This window comes from Kaistella faecalis (assembly GCF_019195395.1).
In the GTDB taxonomy this organism is placed as follows: Bacteria; Bacteroidota; Bacteroidia; order Flavobacteriales; family Weeksellaceae; genus Kaistella; species Kaistella faecalis.
Genome location: NZ_CP078067.1, coordinates 1963189 through 1984563, shown reverse-complemented (window position 1 = coordinate 1984563; position 21375 = coordinate 1963189). Strand labels below are relative to the sequence as shown.

Genomic DNA, 21375 nt, shown 5'->3' with positions numbered 1-21375 from the left:
TAAATTTTAGTCTATTCTGTTTTCTGAAAGAAAATCTTTCACTGCTTCGTTGAAATCCTTAGGGTTTTCTGCCTGAACCCAATGTCCGGCATTTTCTATTTTTATAACGGAAGCCTGCGGGAATTGCTGCCTGATCTGAAATTCGTCCTGCGGTAAAATATAATTCGATTTTGCACCGGCAATAAACAGCGTCTCTCCGGAAAACACACCAAATTTTATTGCGTTCGAAACAAATTCACTGTATCTTTCCGAAAGGGTTTTCAGATTAAAACGCCAGGCGAGTTTTTTATCATCCGTCCAGTATAAATTTTTAGCCAAAAACTGAATCACCGATTTTTCGGGAATATACTGCTGCAGGACTTCTTCTGCTTCCTGTCTTGTTGTTATTTTCTCAAAATCTACGCTTTCGAGTGCTTTCAGGATTCCCTGGTGGTGCGGCGGATAAGCTTTGGGAGAAATATCTACAACAATTAATTTCTGTACTTTAATAGGGTATTTTATGGCAAACTGCATCACTGCTTTTCCACCTAAAGAATGCCCGAGAAGATTCGCTTTTTCGATGTGATGAAATTCCATGTAATGGGCGATATCGTGCGCCAGATCATCATGAGACATCTCTGCCGAATGGAAACTTTTACCGTGATTTCTTAAGTCAATGAGGTGAACAGGAAAGAATTCACCCATTTCTTTGCCGAAACTTCCCCAGTTATCCAGCATCCCAAACAGGCCGTGAAAAACGAGAAGCGGAGTTCCCGGCTTATCCTGTCCAAAGATTTTCGCGTGTAGAATTTCCATCTATAAAAGTTTAAATTTCAAAATTAATATAATTTTCGGCGAAAAGCCAATAATTACTGAATATAAAAATCGGGCTGACGCCCGATTCCCATTGATTTTACCATTTAGCCAATCTCTTCAGATAGGCCTGCACCGTGTTTTCGAGACCCATGTAGAGCGCTTCAGAAATCAAAGCATGACCTATGGAAACTTCCAGGAGATTAGGAACCTGATCAGAAAAATACTTGAGGTTTTCCAGACTTAAATCGTGTCCTGCATTTACGCCCAGACCATATTTTTCCGCCTCCTTCGCTGTTTCTACATACGGTTTTACAGCTTCTTCTTTATTCTGAATATAATTTTTAGCATAAGCTTCTGTATACAGTTCAATTCTGTCTGTCCCGGTTTCTGCGGCAAATTTTACCATTTCCGGATTGGGATCGAGGAATATTGATGTTCGGATCCCGGCATTTTTAAATTCTGAAATCACATTTTTTAAAAATCCCAAATGCATTTCGCAATCCCAACCTGCGTTCGAGGTAATGGCATCATCGGAGTCGGGCACCAGCGTCACCTGCTCCGGTTTAATTTCTAAAACCATATCAATGAAGGGACGGTGCGGGTTTCCTTCAATATTAAATTCCGTATGAACCAAAGATTTCAGATCATAGACATCTTTTTTGGTGATATGTCTTTCATCCGGCCTTGGGTGAATTGTAATTCCCTGCGCTCCAAATTCCTGAAGTTTTACCGCGGCTTCCGCAACACTTGGAAGTTCGCCTCCACGGGCGTTCCGGATCGTTGCAATTTTATTGATATTTACACTAAGTTTTGTCATGATTATTGGATTTTTACAAACTGTATTACTTCCAGGTCGAATTCCTTGGAAGCTACGAGAAGATGATCGAAAATATCGGCCTGAATATCCTCATAGTTAGCCCATTGAGAATCATTTGTAAAGCAGTAGATTTCCAGCGGCATCCCGTGTGGGGTGTTTTCCAGCTGTCTTACGAGGATGGTTCCTTCCTGATCGATATGCTGGTTATTTTTAAGATAATTAAACACATATTCGCGGAAAACCCCGATGTTGGTAAGCTGTCTTCCGTTAATGATCAGTTCAGGATTATCGATAAGTTTTCTTTGCTGCGACATTTCAGATTGCTTAACCTCCAGATAACTTTTAATTAAATTTACTTTGGATAATCTGCCCAGCGTTTCATCATCAAGAAATTTAAAGGAATTGATATTAAAAATAATGGAACGCTTGATTCTTCGGGTATTGCTTTCGGACATTACCTGGATATTTTTGATTTCCGTCGTAAGAAAATCGTAAGTAGGAATCGTAGAAATGGTTTTATCAAAATTCTGAATTTTAGTCGTTAAAAGATTGATATCCTGAATATTTCCCTCCAAATTATATTTCGGAATTCCGATCCAGTCTCCAACTTTCAGATTTTTTGAGGTCGCCACGTGAATTCCCGTTACGAATCCTAAAATCGTATCCCGGAAAACCAAAACCAATACTGCCGTGATCGCTCCCAGACTTCCCAGAATCGCTGATCCGCTGATCCCAAATATGACACTGATTGCGACAATTGATGACACGAAAATTCCGAAAATCTTTACACTTTGCGACACCGCATTCAGGGCAATTATTTTATAGTAATCCTGCTGAATGATGAAATAATTTCTGAATGCACTTAAACTCCGGTACAGCATTCCTGCCACCACCAAAACGATCGCTAAGCCCACCATTCTTTCAAGAAAAATAAAACTCTTTGGATGTCGGTAAAATATCGAAAACAGAGCAAAACTTCCAAAAAGAAGCGCAATTAAATGAGCTACGGAATTCGTGATTTTGGACTGGTAAATCGATTTCTGTATCGGATATTTATCGTCATTAAAAAAAGTTCTGAAGATTTGGTTCAGCAGAAACTTCAGGATAAAATCGGTAACATACACAAGACCCAGAAGGAACAGAAATTTAAGTGTGATTTGGCCGAGCAAAACCCAGTTATCGGGCAAACTGTCGCGAACAGCATAGTGAATATTATCACTGATGTTCTGTAGGAAATCTTTGGTATCTTTCAGTTCGTCATTCATTACAGCAAAAATAAGAAATCCGATTGTGTTTATAGGATTAATGCCTATTTTTAACAAAAATTATTATTCATGGACACTACATTAATTCAGCTCATCAGCATTGTATTACTCATTTTGGGTATTCTGGGAACTTTTATTCCTGTTTTACCAGGACTGCTCCTCAGTCTATGCGGATTGCTGATTTACAAATTCGGGACAGATGCACCACTGGACATGGTTTACATTTGGATCTTTGTATTTCTTACTGGTGTTTCTGTAGTTTTAAATTATGTAATTCCGGCAAGAACCAACCGCAAATATGGCGGAACGCGCTGGGGAAGCGTAGGGTCGGTAATCGGTACGTTGGTGGGGATGTTTTTTATTCCGGTTCCCTTCGGTTTTTTAATCGGAATGTTTCTGGGCGTTTTTATAGGGGAATTACTGCATGATGCTTCTGATAAAAAGAAAGCTTGGAATTCAACTAAAGGAGCCTTTATTGGATTTCTTTACGGAACAGGTTTCAACTTTATGGTCGGTCTGGCAATGTTTTTGGTCGTGTTATTCGACATCCTTTAAAAATTAACATTATGATACACAGACTTATCCTTACTTCGTTTGGGATTTTAACTTTAGCGACCTGCCAAAACCCGAAAGTTTCACAATCCACCACCGAGCAGGAATCTGTAAAAACAGAAACTTCAGTGAATTCAACAGAACCAAAAGTTTTAGATGTGACCACAAACCAAACATCAGGTGAACCGAAATCTAAAGCTAATGGCGAACCCGAAATGTCGGTAGGTTTACCTCCGGATAAGGAAGCTGTAGAGACCGCTAAGAAAGAACAGCAAAATTCAACCATGAAAAACACCGCGGGCATCATTTATCTTAAGGAAGGCGAAAATAAGTTCCTTAAAGAATATGAAATGAATGTCACTTTCAAAAAAATGACTGAGGATAGCAGGTGCCCGAAAGACGTAAACTGCATCTGGGCCGGAGTTGCAACCGCAGAAGTAGAATTAATAGGCGTTTATACTAGACCTGTGATCTTGAAACTAAGCACTTTAAGCGATGCTAAAAAAGGCTACAGTAAGTCTCAGGAGTTCAACGGACACACCGTTTCTCTTGTGGAAGTATCACCGGAAACCACATCTGCAAAAGGTTTTAAAGCACTTCAAGGAAGTTATAGGATTGGGCTTAAGGTGAGTAAAGGAAGTGACGGCGGCGGAACTACCACGAAATAATTTCTGAATTTTTCGATTCCAGATAACTGTTAATTTTAGAAAAAGGCTTACTTCCGTAAAATCCGCGATACACTGAAAACGGCGATGGATGAGCAGATTTGATAATAAAATGTTTAGAGGAATCGATAAATTCCTCTTTTTTTTGAGCAAAAGCGCCCCAGAGGACAAAAACCACATTTTCTTTTTGATCGGAAATCGCTTTGATAATGAAATTGGTGAATTTTTCCCAACCCAAATCTTTGTGCGAGTTAGGCGAATGCGCTCTCACCGAAAGTGTGGCATTCAATAACAAAACACCCTGTTTCGCCCAATCGTCGAGCTCTTTTTTGCTTCTCTCAATTCCCAGATCATCTTTCAGTTCGGTGAAAATATTTTTGAGTGAAGGCGGTGCCGTCACACTTTCAGAAACAGAAAAACACAGCCCATTAGCCTGAAAATCATTGTGATACGGATCCTGACCGATGATCACCACTTTTACCTCATCGAAAGGCGTAAGTTCCAGTGCCCGAAAAATCTGACCTTTAGGAGGAAAACACTTCCCTGCGGCATATTCTTCTTTCACTTTTTGCCAAAGATGTTCAAAATATTCGGTGTTTTTAATCGGGGAAAGAATTTCGGTCCAGGTCATGTCTTATGAGTGAGGGTTGTTGTCGGGTGTTGGGTGATGGGATTTACAATTTAGACTTCAAATATAAATAAATATTGCTTTCCCAAAAATCTCATTAAATTTGCTCCGTGCATATTACTAAAGACCAATTAGAAGAACTGGAATTTCCCGAATTACTCGCGGAAATCGCTCCGTTTGCGTATTCCCCGAAAACCGCATATAAAATCACACAGCTCACGCCTTTTTCCATTGATGAGGCAGAACTTTCATTAAAAAAGGTTGCCGAATTCCTATCAAGTTTCGAGAGCGATAATGCGATTCCCTTCAATGAATACGAAGATATTGAGGAAGAACTGAAGTTGATGGTTATTGAAAATTTCAGGTTAGAAAACGCAGCCTTCATCAGAATAAAAAGTCTGACAGAGCAAATCGGCAGGCTTCAGAAATTTTTCCCGGTGTACGGCGACTTGTTTCTTAATCTGAACAGCGATATCAGCAGCTTGGAATACCGGAAAGAAATCATCGACAAGATCGACAAGGTTTTCAACCGTTTCGGTGAAGTTAAAAGTGAAGCCTCTCCTATTTTGAAAACTTTAAGATCCGCTATTCAGCACGCCCGAAAAGCCATTCAGGAAAACTTCAACCGCACTTTAACCGCACTTTCTGCCACCGATTTTCTGGATGATATCCGTGAAAGCATTATTGACGACCAGAGGGTTCTTGCAGTGAAATCCGGTTATAAGAAAAGGGTTCCGGGCAGAGTTTTAGGCTTATCAAAAACCGGATCGATTACCTACATCCAGCCCGAATCTGTCGTGAAACATCAGTTCAAACTCCGCGAAGATATTGAGGAGGAGAAGAAAGAAGTTGATAAAATTTTAAGAAAACTCACTGCAGAAATTGCGGAATTCAATGAACTGCTTTCAGATTATCAAACCTACATATTCGACCTAGACTTAACCCGCGCGAAAGCCAAATTTGCTGAAAACATCGGAGGTATTTTACCCAAAATAAACCGTCACAAAACGCTTCGTCTGGTAAATGCATATCATCCCTTACTATTGTTGCGAAACCGCGAAGAGAAAAAACAGATTTTCCCCCAGACTTTTACCTTAACCGAACACAACCGCATCCTTTGTATTTCAGGCCCGAACGCGGGTGGAAAATCCATCACACTGAAAACGGTAGGATTGCTGCAACTGATGATTCAAAGCGGAATTCTGGTGCCCGTACATCCGAAATCCGAAATGTTTTTCTTCGGAAGCATTATGACTGATATCGGCGACAACCAGTCTATCGAAAATCATCTTTCCACCTACTCGTCGCGTCTGAAGAAAATGTCTGCTATCATTCGTGAATCTGACGAGAACACCCTATTGCTGATTGACGAGTTTGGTACCGGCTCCGATCCTGAATTGGGTGGCGCTTTGGCAGAAAGTTTCCTTGAATTTTTTTATAAAAAGAAAAGTTTTGCCATTATTACGACGCATTACACCAACATCAAACTGGTGATCGAGCAGCTTCCGAACGCGCAGAATGCCGCGATGCTTTTCGATGAGCATTCCCTGGAACCACTTTATAAACTGGAAGTCGGACAGGCCGGAAGTTCTTTCACATTTGAAGTCGCGCAGAAAAACAAGATTCCGGCTTTCATCATTAATTCTGCTAAGAAAAAGGTGGAGGACGATATCGTAAACCTCGATAAAACCATCGTAAAACTTCAACAGGAAAAATTTGAAGTTGAAAAGCTCAAAACTAATCTTACAGAACAGAAAGAATCGACCCAGAATAAAAAAGAAAACCTCGAAAAACTGAATGAGCAGCTTCAGCAGAAACTTTTCAATTTCCAGAAACTGTATGAAGAAGAGCACCGTAAACTGCAGTTCGGGAATAAGATCGAAGGTTTTATTGATTCCTATGTAAAAGGAAAATCGCGCAAGGATGTGGTGAAAGATTTCGTGAAGATCCTGGAGCAGGAAAAATTCAGGAAACTGGGCTCGGACAAAGATGAAACGAAGAAACTTCAGGTCGTAAAACGCAAGATCACCCAACAGCTGAAAAAAGTCGACGTTCAGGAGAAGATTGCCGAAACCAACGAAAAGCTTGAAGATAAAAGAGTGAAGGAACGTGCGGTGTGGCTGAAAGTAGGTCAGCGGGTGCGCATTTCCGGCAGTACGAGCGTTGGAACCATCGAAAAAATCGACAAAAACCAGAAAGTGACGGTAAACTACGGCATGTTTAAAACCCAGATTTCGGCGGAAGAACTGGAGCGGATTTAAACCAGAGCAATGTATAAAGAAAAACGCCCTTAAAAAAGGGCGTTTTGTGGTTTCTCCAGGAATCGAACCAGGGACACATGGATTTTCAATCCATTGCTCTACCAACTGAGCTAAGAAACCGTTCCGTTATTGAGTGGTGCAAAAGTATAATCTTTTCCCTTACGATGCAAATGATTTTATGAAAAATATTGCACCAAAGCCTAAATTTACTGATTCTCAGCTGAATTATTTTCTTCACGCTGTATCTGCTCACTCATTTCCTCCAGTACAGGCTTAATCGTACTCTCGGGAAGTTCACTAATCCGGATGTACATGAGGCCGTCAATAGCATCATTAAAACTTGGATCCACGTTGAACGAGATGACTTTTGCATTCTGCTTGATGTATTTTTTAATAAGGACAGGCAAACGCATTTCGGGTTCAAGATCGTCGATGATTTTGTCGAGTTTGTTGAGATCAGATTCTACCTCATCAAAAAACAGGTGTTTATCGCGGTCTTTCAGTTTTACCTTGAACTCCTTTTTCGGGTGAATATACTGCGCAACCGCAGAATCGTAGTAGTGCGAACGCATAAACTCAATCATCAGCGATTTCGAAAATTCAGAGAATTTATCGGAAATACTTACACCTCCCATAAGGAATTTATGTTCCGGATTTCTAAGACAAACATGTACAATTCCTCTCCACAAAAGGAAAAGCGGCAATGGTTTCTGTTGGTATTCCGTGGAAATATAGGCACGTCCCATTTCGATTACTTTCCTGAAAAAGGGCCTTAATTCAGGATCAAATTCGAAAAGTGAACTCGTGTAAAAACCTTCCAGGCCGTGCTTTTTCATGACTTCGCAGCCCAATGCCATCCGGTAAGCGCCCACTAACTTTTTCGCCGCGTTATCCCAGAGAAAAAGATGGTGATAATGTTCATCATAATGATCAAGATCAAAGGGCAGGTTACTGCCTTCACCGATTTTTCGGAAGGTAAGCTCGCGCTGTCTGCCGATTTCACGCATGATAAAAGGAATTTCTGAATAGGTACAGAAAAACACTTCGTAGCTGACATTTCGGAAGAGCATTTTTTCTTTCCTGTGAAGTTCTGCTATTTCGTTTTCCAAGTCTGCCTGCGGTGTTTCATCGATGATGTTCTGCACCACATTTTCTTCTTTGGTCAGCGGGAAGTTAAGTTTAAGATTAGGAAGTTTCAGCTGTTCTGCAATAGATTTTCTTTTTTCATAATAAGATTTCAGCATATAAATCTTCTTCTGCAGAAACTCGCCCATTTCTTCCACCGAATCATGATCTTCCAAAACCTTTACAGAAACCGGTTTTCCAATCCTGATGCGGATAGGTTTTTCTCTTTTATGCATCATTTCCGCGGGGAGCAGCAATGTCTGCAGATCAGGATGCATTTTGGCCAGCTGATAAAACAGTCTGCTGTTTTTTGCATGAAAATACATAGGAACCACCGGAACTTTGGCCATTTTAATAAGCTTGAGTGCAGGCTTTTCCCAGGTTTTATCGCGTATTTCGCTGAAATCGTTATTTCTGTTAGATACTTCGCCGGCAGGAAAAATCCCGACACAGCCGCCATTCTCAAGATGCTTCAAAGTTTCGCGCATTCCCGTGGCGCTGTTTCTGACATACTTTCGGGTTTCAAAAGGATTCACAGGGATTACAAAAGGTTCCATGGGCTTAATCTTTTCAAGCAGAAAGTTCCCCATGATTTTAAAATCCGGACGAATTTCGGTTAGGATTTTAGCCATCAAAATCCCGTCGATCGCACCTAGCGGATGATTTGAAACCAAGATAAAAGGACCGGTTTTCGGGATTTTAGCAAGATCTTCTTCGAAGACAATATACTTCAGATCTCTTTCCCGGACGAAAGAATCGAAAAAATCTTTCCCGCTTTTATCTTTCAGAACGTCGTAGAGTTTGTTTACCTCATTAATCTTGGTAAGATTCATGATAGCAGAAGCGACAGGATTTTTCAGAAACCCGATACGCCCCAAACCCGAAACTTTAATTAAATCACTCCTTGAAATAAGACTCATTGGTTATTAGTTAGTTACAACTTGTATCGTTTTTTTAGAAATCTGTTCCAGGAGAATATTCTTATTCTCGTAGAATTTATTCAGGTCTTCTAAATTAGCATTTCTTACGGTAAAAAGCGAAACATTTTTCACCATTTCGGTGTCGAAGATAACATGCAACTCTTTATTCAGTTCATCAATATTGTTGTATTTATCCTCCAGACAAAGCGCAAGCGAGATTGCTGAATTCTGCATAAGAGAAATCTTGATCTTAAATTTTGCAAGAAACGCGAAGATCTGACTTAGATGTTCCTCGGCAATAAAGGAAAAATCTCGCGTCGCGATGCGCATTAAATGCTGGTTTTCTTTAAGAATATAAGATTCCTCGAAACGGTTTTTATCTGTGTTCCCTACTTTAGTTCCGGGTTTTTGAGGTTCCAAAAAGGATTTTACATAAAACGGAATATTCTTCTGCTGAAGCGGCTGCAGGGTTTTAGGGTGAATGACTGATGCACCGTAATACGCCATTTCAATAGCCTCTTCGTAAGAAATATTCGAGAGAAGCGACACATTATCGAATTTTCGGGGATCGCCCGTCATCACTCCGGGAACGTCTTTCCAGATGGTCATCGCTTCCGCATTCATGCAATATGCAAAAACGGCCGCAGAATAATCGGAACCTTCCCTACCCAGTGTCACCGTGAAATTATTGCTTTCAGAACCTATGAAACCTTGGGTTACATACGAAATTCCGTGATCCAAAGCTGAAATATTTTTCTGCGTTTCTTCCCAGTCGATATTCCCTTCGCGGTAATTGCTATCGGTTTTTAGGTAATCACGCGAGTCCAGCCAGGTATTTTTAAACTGAATGTCATTCAGATACTCGCTAAGGATTTTGGAAGAGATCATCTCGCCGCAACTTACCACCTGATCATAAACAAAATTATAATTGGGTGATTTATTTCTTCTTAAAAAAGACTCAATATCGTCAAAAAACAAAGAAATTTCAGAAAATACGGGATGATTTTCCTGAAAAAGCCCATTAGAGATTTCCAAATGATTCTGCTTTACTTTCTCTATTTCTGCGTGATAATTTTCCTTTGCAAAATAGTTTTCAACCACCTTTTCAAGTGCATTTGTTGTTTTTCCCATGGCTGACACTACAAGCAGACATTTTTCGAAACCCTGAGATTCCAAAACAAGTGCAACATTTTTCACTCCTTCGGCATCTTTAACCGACGCCCCTCCAAACTTGAAAACTTTCATTTAAATCTTATATATCAATATATTATATCAGTAACGGCAATATTTTACAACAGAAAATATCCGCCGACAAAATTATTAATTTAGAGCGACATAAAAAAACGGGTTCGCCGAAGCTTAAATCCCTTCCCAACTTTAAAAATAAGATTACAGAATACCCATATTAATTCACATTTAAAAGCGGTGAATTCAAAGAATTTTACGAAATTTGTAAATATCAATAAAGTAAAAATGTCAGAAAAAAATTTTCAAACCCTCGGCGAATTCATCATTGACAAACAGGAAGACTTTCTGTACTCCACAGGGGAACTATCCCGGCTTTTAAGTGCAATACGCTTAGCATCAAAAGTAGTAAACCGCGAAGTAAACAAGGCAGGAATTGCCAACATCATCGGCAAAGCTGGTAACGAAAATATCCAGGGAGAAGAACAGCAGAAACTGGACGTTCTGGCCAACGAAATCTTTATTGAAGCCCTTTCCCAAAGAGAGGTTGTTTGCGGAATTGCCTCAGAAGAAAGCGATGATTTCATTGAAATAAAAGCCAGTTCCAATGCACACCTGAGTAAATATGTTGTTTTGATTGACCCTTTAGACGGATCCTCAAATATCGACGTGAATGTTTCTGTGGGAACCATTTTTTCGATTTACAGAAGGGTTACGGAACCTGGAACGCCGGTGAGTTTAGAAGATTTTTTACAGAAGGGCGTCAATCAGGCGGCCGCGGGATATGTAGTTTACGGTTCGTCAACAATGATTGTATACACGACCGGAAATGGTGTCAACGGATTTACCCTTGACCCGAGTTTGGGAACGTATTACCTTTCTCACCCTTGTATGAAATTCCCTGAAACAGGAAAAATCTACTCAATCAACGAGGGAAACTATATCAAATTTCCTCAGGGCGTTAAAAATTACATCAAATACTGCCAGCGCGAGGAGGAAGACAGACCTTACACTTCCCGCTACATCGGAAGTCTGGTATCGGATTTTCACCGAAACATGATTAAAGGCGGAATTTACATTTATCCATCAACCGCACATTCTCCGAACGGAAAGTTGAGACTTCTTTACGAATGCAATCCTATGGCACTATTGGCGGAGCAGGCAGGTGGAAAATGCACCAACGGATTCCAGCGAATCCTGGAAATTGAACCTACCGAACTACACCAGCGCGTTCCGTTTTTCTGCGGAAGCTATAAAATGGTTGAAAAAGCGGAAGAATTTATGAAAGCGGCCGCAGAATAATTATAGAATATATTACTAAACCTGTCTTGAAGGCAACATATTCCAAATACATTCTCAACTTTAAAAGGCCGGGCGGAACTTCACGCGGTGTTTTAAATACGAAAGAAACTTATTTCCTGAAAATTACCGAAAACGGGCAGACCGGAACAGGGGAATGCGGAATTTTCAGGGGACTGAGTTATGATGACGTGCCTGAATATGAGGAAAAATTGCACTGGCTTTGCGAAAACATTAATACAGATCTCGGAATTCTTAAAGAAGAACTGATCCATTTTCCATCCATTTGGTTCGGTTACGAACAGGCAATTCTGAATTTAAAACACGGCGGTGATCTATATTTCCCGAGTGATTTTACCGAAGGAAAATCATCCATCAAAATAAACGGTTTAATCTGGATGGGCGATTCCGGCTTTATGAAGGAACAGATTCGGGAAAAATTAAATCTCGGATTCGACTGTTTAAAACTGAAAATCGGTACCGACTGGAATTCTGAAAAACAGATTCTGAAAAAACTTCGGGAGACATTTCCTGCCAGTCAGCTTGAACTCAGGGTGGATGCCAATGGCGGTTTCAGTTTTGAAGAAGCAAAAACAGTTTTACTGGAACTGCATGAGTTGGAAATTCATTCCATTGAGCAGCCTATCAAAGCAGGAAATTGGGAACAAATGGAGAAACTCTGTTCAGATACTCCTACTGCAATCGCATTAGACGAAGAACTGATTGGTGTTGTAACACTTCAAAAAAAACAGGAACTGCTTGAAAAAATAAACCCACAGTATATTATTTTGAAACCATCTCTAATTGGCGGTTTTTCGGGAAGTGACGAATGGATTTCTCTGACGGAAAATATGGGAATAGACTGGTGGATTACTTCTGCGCTAGAAAGCAACATTGGGCTCAACGCCATTGCTCAATATACCTTTTCCAAGAACCCCAAAATCCCTCAGGGTTTGGGAACCGGCGGACTGTTTACCAATAATTTTGAAACACGGCTGGAACTTTTGGGTGACCAACTTTCCACAAAAAAAGTCTGAAATTGCTTTCAGACTTTTGAAATTTAATCCCCCACAGATTAAATTACGTTTTCTATAAAAATGTTTCTTTTCAAATTCCGCACCATGAGTGCAAATTTTCTTTTAAAAGTTTTCATAGAAATAAAAAATTAAGTGTTAATGAATGATGTTTTTCCTGCATCCATTATCATACCAAAACTCTCAATGAATACTCTTTTTTTAAAATTTATTTTTAACCTAACTGCATTTCATATATCTAACGCGGTCTGAAAATCCCTTTAATCACCTAAAACCTGTAACCGAAAGAAAGACCTGATCGCAGCCCGGCCCATGGACCGTCAACATTAATGGTTGCTCCGTTTGTATCAGTAGTGACCGTATATTCTACGAATGGAATATCGAGATCCTCGATTTCCTTTCTTACCTGCGCCTGCTCTTCTGCAGTAAGCGGTCGCGCCGAATTTCCACGGAAATCACCTTTTCCCTTACCGTAATGCGCGCCTATTATCCAAAAATCAAGAATCCAGCTGTCGGTTTTTCCCAAAAACCACTGTACACCCAGCATAAGACCCCCGCTGTCGCCCGTGGCTTTACCTGCAATTTTCATCGGGACTGAATCATTTGCAAAATCCACGTTTAATGTGACATTATCTGCATTCACAGTCGTGTGCCGATAATACGGCGCGAGATAAAATCCTCTACCATAACCCTGTCCAAAGTAAATACGGGGTTCTATAGTAAAGTGAGAAAGTCCCACCTGAGTATCGGAAAATTCGGTATCTTTTAGAATACTGCTGCTGAACGGAATCTTGCCTTTGCTCACCGTTCCGTAGCTTGCTGCGATTGAAAATTTCTTACTCAGAATGCGTTCGTATGTCAAATTAACATTCCTGAAAGCATAGGCGGTAACATTGGTTTTAACAATATTCATCTTTTCGGAATTGGTTTCCTGCGCAAACAAGGAACCTGAAACCAGCAGGGCAAAAAATAAGGTTTTCATGGTTTGTATTTTTATGTTTGATAAAGTTGAGAACAAATCATATTGATTTTCATACACGAAGTTATTTTCTGCATATCATCAAAAATCAAACCTTCGTTTCAATACACCTAAATAGCTTTAGGAAAAAGTAGCTTCTTTTTTATCAATAATCCGTAAATTTGCCTTTTACAAAGAATCGACAATGGAAGAAGAAAAAAAATCACTCAATTTTATTGAGCAAATTATAGAAGACGATTTAGCAAACGGGTTTCCAAAGGATAAACTACGCTTCCGTTTCCCGCCTGAACCAAATGGCTACCTGCATATTGGTCATACAAAAGCCATCTGCATCAACTTTGGTTTGGGTGAAAAATATGGAGCACCCGTAAACCTGCGTTTTGATGATACCAACCCCGAGAAAGAAGAACAGGAATTTGTAGATTCCATTAAAGCAGATATCGACTGGCTGGGGTTCAAATATGACAAGGAACTTTATGCTTCCGATTATTTCGACACGCTTTATGATTGGGCAGTTCAGATGATTAAAGATGGTAAAGCTTATGTTGATGAGCAGTCTTCAGAAGAAATTACCGCCCAGCGAAAAAACCCTTTCGAAGACGGAATCGATTCTCCTTTCCGAAACCGGCCGACTGAGGAAAGTCTGCAATTTTTCGAAAAGATGAAAAATGGGGAATATGAAGAAGGAGCAATGTCGCTTCGTGCAAAAATCGATATGACTTCACCGAACATGAACATGCGCGATCCTGTGATGTACAGAATCCTGAAAAGACCGCACCACCGAACCGGAGATCAATGGAAGATTTATCCGATGTACGATTGGGCGCACGGCGAATCAGATTATATCGAGCAGATTTCTCATTCTTTATGTTCACTTGAGTTCGAAAATCACCGCCCGCTATACGACTGGTATCTTGATCAGGTTTATGATGAAAAGTTAGTAAGAAACAAACAGCGGGAATTCGCAAGAATGAATGTTTCTTATATGATTACTTCAAAAAGAAAATTACAGCGTTTGGTCGCTGAAAAAACCGTAACCGGTTGGGATGACCCAAGAATGCCTACCATTTCCGGGATGCGAAGACTAGGTTTCACCCCGAAAGCCATCAAAAATTTCATTGAAAGAGTTGGTGTTGCTAAAAGAGAAAATTTGATTGATATTCAGCTGCTTGAATTTTTCGTTCGCGAAGATCTGAATAAAATTTCTACACGTGTTATGGCGGTTGTAGATCCTGTAAAATTGGTTATAGAAAACTATCCTGCTGATTCTGAAGAATGGCTGGAGACAGAAAACAATCCTGAAGATGAGAATGCCGGAACAAGAGAAATTCCGTTTTCAAGAGAACTTTATATCGAGCGGGAAGATTTCAAGGAAGAGGCCGGAAATAAATTTTTCCGTCTGAAACTTGGCGGCGAAGTTCGCCTGAAATCCGCTTACATCATCAAAGCAGAACGCGTTGAAAAAGACGAAAACGGAGAAATCACTACCATTTTTGCGACCTACGACCCGAAAAGTAAATCCGGAAGCGGAACCGAGGAAAGTCTCAGAAAAGTAAAAGGAACTTTGCATTGGGTTTCAGCAAAGCATGCTCTGCCTGTGGAGGTGAGAATTTACGACAGACTCTTCACTACTCCTCAACCCGATGCAGAGAAAGAGACTGATTTCATGGAATTCATCAATCCGGACAGCTTGAAAAGCGTGCAGGGATTTGCAGAACCAAGTCTGGCCAATGCAGAAATCGGGCAGCCCTACCAGTTCCAGCGAATCGGTTATTTCACGAAAGACAAAGATTCTACTGCCGACAAACTGGTATTCAACAGAACTGTTACACTTAAAGACGGTTATAAACCCGAATAATCTCAAACCCCTTCTGCAGTTTAGCTGAAGGGGTTTTTAAATTCAGAAGATTCATAAAAATTTTCTACCGTTATATATTATATTTATATTCGCATCACATTTTTTAACTTCATGAAAAAAACATTTTCTTTATTTATATTTTTTATTTCTCTATCGGTGTTTTCGCAGGAAAGTATCAATTTTGAAAAAGGCACGTTCAAGGAAATTCTGGCCAAAGCAAAAAAAGAAAAAAAATTGGTTTTTATGGATGCTTTTGCGGTTTGGTGCGGCCCATGCAAACTGATGGAGAAAAACATTTTCCCATTACCAGCGGTGCGCGAATATTATAACAGCAACTTCATTAATGCACGTTTTGACATGGAGAAAGGTGAAGGTCGGGAAATCGCTGCGAAATACGGAATCCGTTCCTATCCATCGTTCCTGTTTCTGAATGGCGACGGTGAAGTGGTAATGAACAGTTATGGCTATATGAGTGAAGAAGCTTTTCTGTCGGTGGCGAAAGAAGCTAATAACCCTAAATTCCGCACAGCATCAAACAAAGAACTCTTCGATAAAGGAGAATCTGACCCTGAGTTTCTGCTTAATATGATGAGACTGTATTCAGATAGCGATTACGAACTTGCTAAAAAGGTTTCTGAAAGATATTTTAAGGTGAAGAAGGATCAAATGCTTACGAAGGATGAAGTTGGTCTCTTGCTGTACTTTATCAAATCACCAGGTGATGCCAATTATCAGACTTTTACTTCCAAAAAAAAAGAAATTACTTCGCTGATGTCGGAAGATATTTATAATCAGTTCGATACCAATATTAAAATATCTAAGGTTCTTGAAAATTCCCTTGACCAAAAAACAGGTACCATTAATGATGAATATTTTTATAAGAATGCGATTCCGCTCATCGGAAAAGAAGAAGCTGAAATCGCCCTGAACAGAATGAAAGTGATTCTTTACCCGACTTATGGAAATTTCACAGGATATGAAAAAGCTGCGTTGAAATACTATAACAATTCTGATCTATTTGAACCGGAAGAACTGCTGAAAGCTGCCTGGATGTTCAGTGAGCATGTATCGAATACCGGCTCGTTAAAAAAAGCTGAAGAATGGGCGGAAAAATCGGTAATGAGAGCGGAAAACCCTGAAAACACTTATATACTGGCAAAAATATATTCGAAAACCGGAAAAAAGGAAAATGCGAAGATGTATGCTGAACTTTCAAAAACCCTTGCAGAAAGCCAGGGCAAAGATGCTGCGATGGCAAAGCAACTGTTAGAAAATTTAAAATAATATACGATTTTGAAAAAGCTATTATTGGCATTTGCCTTTTCTATACTATCATTGACCCAAGCTCAGCAACAAGATTCCATCTCTAAAAAACTTTACGTAAAAGCAAATGCGGTATTTCTTCCGGTTGGCGTTTTAAATGCAGGACTAGAGTATCAGTTGAGTGAAAAAATGACTTTTCAGGGTGAGGTATTTATTTCCCCATGGAAATCATTTGCAGGAAAATATGCGCAAGTCTATATGGTGGGGGCGGACACGCGTTACTATTTTAACGAAGCCTTTGAACATTGGTATGTAGGTGCTAATATCTCGTTTGCCCGTTATAAAATACAGAAGTGGAATTACTGGAAAGATATTCCCTCCCAATTTTCTCCCGAGTCCCCGATATATTCCATGGAAGATCTTTATCAGGATGGATTCTCATTCTTGTTGGGCGCTGTTATAGGCTATCAGTTTAAACTGAACGAAAACCTGAATATGGATATTTTCCTTGGAGGCGGTATCGCCCAGAGTTATTACAAGGGATTCCACAAATATTTAGGTGTGCGGTATGACACTGATCCGGACCGTACTTATAATCAAAGCGGTGAATGGATACCCTATAAGGGCGGCATAATGATATCTTATAAATTAAAGTAATGAATATTAAAAGTAAAAAATTCTTAATTGTTGCCGTAATCACCTTTGCAATTTTGTTTTTGATGAATTACGTAGGAAATGATATGCCAGATAGACTCGAGCGTGCGCTCATGACTGCTGTTGCAGGCGTTGTAGGCCTCACCATCGGGATGTGGTTCGTTCACAAAAATTCAAAGGACGACACCCATCATGATTTTGATTAAAATGATTTTACATTAAAAACAAACAGACTGTGTAAAGTCTGTTTTTTTTATCTGCTTTTTTAACGTTTCTGTCTTCCGTCCAAAAAAATTATCTTTGCACCATGATAAAAATCGGGAATATTGAACTTCCGGACTTTCCTCTTCTGCTCGCGCCTATGGAAGATGTTTCGGATCCGCCTTTTCGCCGGCTATGTAAAATGCACGGTGCAGACCTGATGTATTCGGAATTTATTTCTTCAGAAGGCTTGATTCGTGATGCGATGAAAAGCAAAAAGAAACTTGATATCTTCGATTACGAAAAACCTGTAGGAATACAGATTTTCGGCGGAGATGAAGAAGCAATGGCACTTTCCGCAAAAATTGTAGAAGCCGTAAATCCTGATTTGGTGGACATCAATTTCGGATGTCCCGTAAAAAAAGTGGTTTGTAAAGGTGCCGGTGCCGGAGTTCTGAAAGATATTGACCTCATGATCCGTCTCACAAAAGCGGTGGTAAACTCCACTCATCTGCCTGTAACCGTGAAAACACGTTTAGGCTGGGATACCGAGACCATCAACATTATGGAAGTAGCAGAACGTCTTCAGGATGTAGGGATTAAAGCACTGACTATCCACGCCAGAACACGTGCTCAGATGTATAAAGGTGAAGCAGATTGGGATTATATTTCGAGAGTTAAAAACAATCCGAATATCGAAATTCCAATTTTCGGAAACGGTGATGTCGATTCTCCCGAAAAAGCACTTGAATACAGACAAAAATACGACTGCGACGGCATTATGATCGGTCGCGGTGCAATTGGTTATCCGTGGATTTTCAATGAAATTAAACATTTTTTTGAAACCGGTGAAAAAATGCCAGAACCTACTATAAATCAAAGACTTCAGGCTGTTCGGCAACATGCAGAATGGAGCATGGAGTGGAAAGGCGAACGTTTAGGCTTAATAGAGATGCGTCAGCATTACAGCAATTATTTCCGCGGCATCCCTCATTTCAAAGATTTCCGGAGAAAATTTCTTGAGGTTTTCACCTTGGAGGAAATGGATGGAGTGATTGCAGAAGCCTCCAACTTCTACAGCACTTTCCAGTTTCAGACAGATTAAAGTTGGTAGACTACATTAAAATTTAAAAGATGCTTACCCATATTCATCCTAAACTTCCGATGCGCGATAAATTGGTGACTCAGGAATATTATATGAATATTTTAGGTTTTCAGAATGTAGGAATGACCGACTATGAAGGATACCTGATGTTGAAGAAAGACGAGGTGGAAATTCATTTCTTTGAATTCAAAGAACTGGATATCAAAGAAAATTACGGGCAGATTTATCTAAGGACGAATAATATTGAAGAACTCTATGATGAGCTTCTGAAGCAGAATGTCCAGATTCATCCCAACGCGCCGCTTCAAATAAAACCTTGGGGACAGAAAGAATTCTCACTACTCGATCCTGATTGCAATTTGCTCACATTCGGTCAGAGCATCTGAAATATGCAAAGGATATAAATTCCGTAACTTTCCAGGTCATTTGAGGACTAATACTTAAAATTATTTTGATGCTGAAAGCAGAAAATGTTACCAAAACTTATAACGCCGGGAAAAAACTGGCGCTCGAAAATTTCTCCATTGAAGTTCCTGAAGCAAATATTTACGGACTTCTGGGCCCTAACGGTGCCGGTAAAACCACATTCATCAGAATCATCAATCAGATTACTCAGGCAGATTCCGGTGAGGTTTTCATCAATAATCAAAAACTGAATCCCCATCACATCAAACAGATCGGTTATATGCCGGAAGAACGTGGTCTGTACAAAAACATGTCGGTCGGCGATCAGATTCTCTATTTTGGGGAACTGAAAGGTATGAGTAAAAATGACGCGCTGAGCCAGGCAAAATATTGGTTCGAGCGGCTGGAAATTGATCAGTGGTGGAAGAAAAAACTCAGTGAACTTTCGAAAGGAATGGCACAGAAAATTCAGTTTGTTGTCACTGTTTTGCATCGCCCAAAACTGCTGATTCTGGATGAACCTTTTTCAGGTTTCGACCCAGTAAATGCCAATTTGATTAAAGATCAGATCCTAAATTTAAAGAATAACGGAACCACCATTATCCTTTCAACACACCGTATGGAAAGCGTGGAAGAAATGTGTGATTCTGTAGCTTTGATTGATCACGCAAAAAAGGTTTTAGACGGAAAAGTATTCGATGTGCGCGAACAGTTCAAGAAAAACATTTTCGGGGTCACGCTTTCAGACGTGAATACCGAAAAATTTGAAACTTTTAAAAATCAGTTTCAGATCAACAGTTATTCCACTGAAAACCAACTCATTTCATTTGAATTAAAGAATGACAACGACCAGAACATTTTACTGAATGAACTGATGAAAGTAGGAAAAATCCGGTCTTTCGATGAAAAAATCCCGAGTATGAACGAAGTCTTTATCAATGCCGTTTCAGCAGGTAAAAAATAATTTCAAAACAAATTCATGAACAATATATTTCTGATTACCAAAAGAGAATATCTTACTCAGGTAAAGAAAAAATCTTTTATCATCCTTACGCTTCTTGCGCCGGTGCTGATGATCGCTTTCGGGGCTTTTATCGCGTTTCTCTTTAAAGCGAATGAAAGTAAAAGCACTTTTAATGTAGTCGACAGAAGCGGATTATTTGTAGATAATCTGAAAAGTGACGAATCAATAAAATACGTTTTTGTTCCTAAAGAAAATGAAAGAGCGTTAACCTCAACTTTAAAGGACATGACCGGTATTGAGGGGCTGCTTGTGATTCCGGAACTTCGAGACAATAATTTTGATGAACTGGAGAAAAACACAAAACTGCTCATTAATAAAAAAATTGGCTTTGATACGAAAATGAGTGTGGCAGCTGATTTATCAAGAATTATCAAGCAGGAAAAAATAAAAACATTAGGGATTTCTGAGGATCAAATTATCAATCTTGATAAAAACTTCAATCTCAACACTCAAAATATTGTAGAAAATTCCAAAGCAGATTCTGATCTCGATTTCGGGGTAAAGTCCGGATTGAGTATGGTGCTGATGTATGCAGTTTTTATGTTCATCATTATTTATGGAGTACGTGTGATGCGAAGCGTCTTAGAGGAAAAAAACAACCGCGTGGTCGAAATCATAATTTCTTCTGTAAAACCTTTTGAACTGATGATGGGTAAAATTTTGGGGGTAACTTTAGTCGCGCTCACCCAGTTCAGCATCTGGATCACAATGTCGGTGATGGGAGCTCTTTTTCTGAATACGGGCTTTACAGCGATGCAGAAGAATATTCCCGGTAGCGAACAGTCGGCCGAGATGATGAAAACATTCGACTTTAAGCAAACAGCTTCTGAAGTTTCCCACATTCTTCTGGACATGAATGTTCCGCTGATTATCTTTGTATTTATTGTTTTCTTCCTTTTAGGCTATATTTTTTACAGTTCGATGTACGCAGCGATTGGTTCCGCCGTCGACAACGAAACGGAGACCCAGCAGTTTACACTTTTTGCCATTATTCCTTTAATGGTGGGAATGTACGGAAGCTTTACGATTATGAACAATCCAGAAGGTCCGCTTGGTTTTTGGCTTTCGATTATTCCGTTTACCTCGCCTGTCGCTATGATTGCGAGAATTCCGTTCGGTGTTCCCGGCTGGCAGATTGCACTTTCGATGTTTCTGCTTGTGGTTTCAACTTTGCTGATGATTTATATTGCCGCTAAGGTTTACCGCGTAGGAATTCTGATGTACGGCAACAAGGCCAGCGCAAAAGAACTTTGGAAATGGATCAGAAGTTAAAACTGAGATTAGATTAAGAAAGCCCGCCAAAATAATTTGACGGGATTTTTTTTTAAATCTGTAAAGAT

At 39.8% G+C, this 21375-nt stretch carries 20 protein-coding genes and 1 tRNA gene; 13 read left to right on the top strand and 8 right to left on the bottom strand.

Features of this window, described 5'->3' with window-relative positions; all coding sequences use genetic code 11:
• Positions 1–6: 6 nt before the first annotated feature.
• From KTV93_RS09345 to KTV93_RS09335, 3 genes are all read right to left on the bottom strand, one after another.
• Complete coding sequence (locus KTV93_RS09345; protein ID WP_218248681.1) at positions 7–795, bottom strand: alpha/beta fold hydrolase; 789 nt, start codon at positions 793–795, stop codon at positions 7–9.
• A 97-nt stretch (positions 796–892) separates the two neighbouring features.
• The gene (locus KTV93_RS09340; RefSeq protein ID WP_218248680.1) at positions 893–1612 is read right to left on the bottom strand and encodes a pyridoxine 5'-phosphate synthase; all 720 of its coding nucleotides are present in this window, start codon (positions 1610–1612) and stop codon (positions 893–895) included.
• Positions 1613–1614: 2 nt separating this feature from the next.
• Positions 1615–2877, bottom strand: a complete 1263-nt coding sequence (locus tag KTV93_RS09335) for a mechanosensitive ion channel family protein (protein WP_218250526.1) — start codon at positions 2875–2877, stop codon at positions 1615–1617.
• 69 nt (positions 2878–2946) lie between these two features.
• Between KTV93_RS09335 and KTV93_RS09330 the strand changes: the two genes are divergently transcribed.
• The gene (locus KTV93_RS09330; protein WP_218248679.1) at positions 2947–3432 is read left to right on the top strand and encodes a DUF456 domain-containing protein; all 486 of its coding nucleotides are present in this window, start codon (positions 2947–2949) and stop codon (positions 3430–3432) included.
• 11 nt (positions 3433–3443) lie between these two features.
• A complete protein-coding gene (locus KTV93_RS09325; RefSeq protein ID WP_218248678.1) occupies positions 3444–4097 on the top strand; it encodes a hypothetical protein in 654 nt (217 codons plus the stop codon).
• Here KTV93_RS09325 and KTV93_RS09320 read toward each other — a convergent pair.
• Positions 4084–4725 carry a uracil-DNA glycosylase gene (locus KTV93_RS09320; RefSeq protein WP_218248677.1) on the bottom strand — a complete coding sequence of 214 codons (642 nt, stop codon included), beginning with the start codon at positions 4723–4725 and terminating at the stop codon, positions 4084–4086. The genes KTV93_RS09325 and KTV93_RS09320 overlap by 14 nt on opposite strands.
• Before the next feature lie 107 nt (positions 4726–4832).
• Between KTV93_RS09320 and KTV93_RS09315 the strand changes: the two genes are divergently transcribed.
• Entirely contained in the window at positions 4833–6983 is a 2151-nt protein-coding gene (locus KTV93_RS09315) for an endonuclease MutS2 (protein WP_218248676.1), read from the top strand.
• 47 nt (positions 6984–7030) lie between these two features.
• On the opposite strand, the gene KTV93_RS09310 is transcribed toward KTV93_RS09315, so the two are convergent.
• The 3 genes from KTV93_RS09310 to KTV93_RS09300 form a co-directional block, all read right to left on the bottom strand.
• Positions 7031–7103, bottom strand: a tRNA-Phe gene (locus KTV93_RS09310).
• A gap of 86 nt (positions 7104–7189) precedes the next feature.
• Positions 7190–9028 carry a lysophospholipid acyltransferase family protein gene (locus KTV93_RS09305; RefSeq protein WP_218248675.1) on the bottom strand — a complete coding sequence of 613 codons (1839 nt, stop codon included), beginning with the start codon at positions 9026–9028 and terminating at the stop codon, positions 7190–7192.
• Between the two features lie 6 nt (positions 9029–9034).
• Positions 9035–10273 carry an aspartate kinase gene (locus tag KTV93_RS09300; protein WP_218248674.1) on the bottom strand — a complete coding sequence of 413 codons (1239 nt, stop codon included), beginning with the start codon at positions 10271–10273 and terminating at the stop codon, positions 9035–9037.
• A 228-nt stretch (positions 10274–10501) separates the two neighbouring features.
• Here KTV93_RS09300 and fbp point away from each other — a divergent pair, with 228 nt between their 5' ends.
• Both fbp and menC read left to right on the top strand, forming a co-directional pair.
• On the top strand, positions 10502–11515 hold the full coding sequence (gene fbp / locus KTV93_RS09295) for a class 1 fructose-bisphosphatase (protein WP_218248673.1): 1014 nt from the start codon (positions 10502–10504) through the stop codon (positions 11513–11515).
• A gap of 26 nt (positions 11516–11541) precedes the next feature.
• Positions 11542–12549, top strand: a complete 1008-nt coding sequence (gene menC, locus KTV93_RS09290; RefSeq protein WP_218248672.1) for an o-succinylbenzoate synthase — start codon at positions 11542–11544, stop codon at positions 12547–12549.
• 265 nt (positions 12550–12814) lie between these two features.
• On the opposite strand, the gene KTV93_RS09285 is transcribed toward menC, so the two are convergent.
• Positions 12815–13528 (bottom strand): DUF3575 domain-containing protein, encoded by a 714-nt coding sequence (locus KTV93_RS09285; protein WP_218248671.1) that lies wholly within the window; start codon positions 13526–13528, stop codon positions 12815–12817.
• Positions 13529–13709: 181 nt separating this feature from the next.
• Between KTV93_RS09285 and KTV93_RS09280 the strand changes: the two genes are divergently transcribed.
• From KTV93_RS09280 to KTV93_RS09245, 8 genes are all read left to right on the top strand, one after another.
• On the top strand, positions 13710–15383 hold the full coding sequence (locus KTV93_RS09280) for a glutamine--tRNA ligase/YqeY domain fusion protein (protein ID WP_218248670.1): 1674 nt from the start codon (positions 13710–13712) through the stop codon (positions 15381–15383).
• A gap of 111 nt (positions 15384–15494) precedes the next feature.
• Positions 15495–16667: a thioredoxin family protein gene (locus tag KTV93_RS09275; RefSeq protein ID WP_218248669.1), complete on the top strand. Its 1173-nt coding sequence runs from the start codon at positions 15495–15497 to the stop codon at positions 16665–16667.
• 9 nt (positions 16668–16676) lie between these two features.
• Positions 16677–17303 (top strand): DUF3575 domain-containing protein, encoded by a 627-nt coding sequence (locus KTV93_RS09270; protein WP_218248668.1) that lies wholly within the window; start codon positions 16677–16679, stop codon positions 17301–17303.
• Entirely contained in the window at positions 17303–17506 is a 204-nt protein-coding gene (locus KTV93_RS09265; protein WP_218248667.1) for a hypothetical protein, read from the top strand. The genes KTV93_RS09270 and KTV93_RS09265 overlap by 1 nt, the downstream gene beginning before the upstream one ends.
• 101 nt (positions 17507–17607) lie before the next feature.
• Positions 17608–18606: a tRNA dihydrouridine synthase DusB gene (gene dusB / locus KTV93_RS09260; protein ID WP_218248666.1), complete on the top strand. Its 999-nt coding sequence runs from the start codon at positions 17608–17610 to the stop codon at positions 18604–18606.
• 29 nt (positions 18607–18635) lie between these two features.
• Positions 18636–18992 (top strand): bleomycin resistance protein, encoded by a 357-nt coding sequence (locus KTV93_RS09255; protein ID WP_218248665.1) that lies wholly within the window; start codon positions 18636–18638, stop codon positions 18990–18992.
• Positions 18993–19060: 68 nt separating this feature from the next.
• On the top strand, positions 19061–19975 hold the full coding sequence (locus KTV93_RS09250; protein ID WP_218248664.1) for an ABC transporter ATP-binding protein: 915 nt from the start codon (positions 19061–19063) through the stop codon (positions 19973–19975).
• 15 nt (positions 19976–19990) lie between these two features.
• Entirely contained in the window at positions 19991–21307 is a 1317-nt protein-coding gene (locus tag KTV93_RS09245) for an ABC transporter permease (protein ID WP_218248663.1), read from the top strand.
• Positions 21308–21375 lie beyond the last annotated feature (68 nt).

Coding starts and splice junctions, on each gene's coding strand:
- KTV93_RS09275 (WP_218248669.1), top strand. CDS start 15,495: ATGAAAAAAACATTTTCTTTATTTATATTTTTTATTTCTCTATCGGTG.
- KTV93_RS09305 (WP_218248675.1), bottom strand. CDS start 9,028: ATGAGTCTTATTTCAAGGAGTGATTTAATTAAAGTTTCGGGTTTGGGG.
- dusB (WP_218248666.1), top strand. CDS start 17,608: ATGATAAAAATCGGGAATATTGAACTTCCGGACTTTCCTCTTCTGCTC.
- KTV93_RS09345 (WP_218248681.1), bottom strand. CDS start 795: ATGGAAATTCTACACGCGAAAATCTTTGGACAGGATAAGCCGGGAACT.
- KTV93_RS09255 (WP_218248665.1), top strand. CDS start 18,636: ATGCTTACCCATATTCATCCTAAACTTCCGATGCGCGATAAATTGGTG.
- KTV93_RS09340 (WP_218248680.1), bottom strand. CDS start 1,612: ATGACAAAACTTAGTGTAAATATCAATAAAATTGCAACGATCCGGAAC.
- fbp (WP_218248673.1), top strand. CDS start 10,502: ATGTCAGAAAAAAATTTTCAAACCCTCGGCGAATTCATCATTGACAAA.
- KTV93_RS09320 (WP_218248677.1), bottom strand. CDS start 4,725: ATGACCTGGACCGAAATTCTTTCCCCGATTAAAAACACCGAATATTTT.
- KTV93_RS09335 (WP_218250526.1), bottom strand. CDS start 2,877: ATGAATGACGAACTGAAAGATACCAAAGATTTCCTACAGAACATCAGT.
- KTV93_RS09300 (WP_218248674.1), bottom strand. CDS start 10,273: ATGAAAGTTTTCAAGTTTGGAGGGGCGTCGGTTAAAGATGCCGAAGGA.
- KTV93_RS09280 (WP_218248670.1), top strand. CDS start 13,710: ATGGAAGAAGAAAAAAAATCACTCAATTTTATTGAGCAAATTATAGAA.
- KTV93_RS09330 (WP_218248679.1), top strand. CDS start 2,947: ATGGACACTACATTAATTCAGCTCATCAGCATTGTATTACTCATTTTG.
- KTV93_RS09285 (WP_218248671.1), bottom strand. CDS start 13,528: ATGAAAACCTTATTTTTTGCCCTGCTGGTTTCAGGTTCCTTGTTTGCG.
- KTV93_RS09265 (WP_218248667.1), top strand. CDS start 17,303: ATGAATATTAAAAGTAAAAAATTCTTAATTGTTGCCGTAATCACCTTT.
- KTV93_RS09250 (WP_218248664.1), top strand. CDS start 19,061: ATGCTGAAAGCAGAAAATGTTACCAAAACTTATAACGCCGGGAAAAAA.
- KTV93_RS09325 (WP_218248678.1), top strand. CDS start 3,444: ATGATACACAGACTTATCCTTACTTCGTTTGGGATTTTAACTTTAGCG.
- KTV93_RS09245 (WP_218248663.1), top strand. CDS start 19,991: ATGAACAATATATTTCTGATTACCAAAAGAGAATATCTTACTCAGGTA.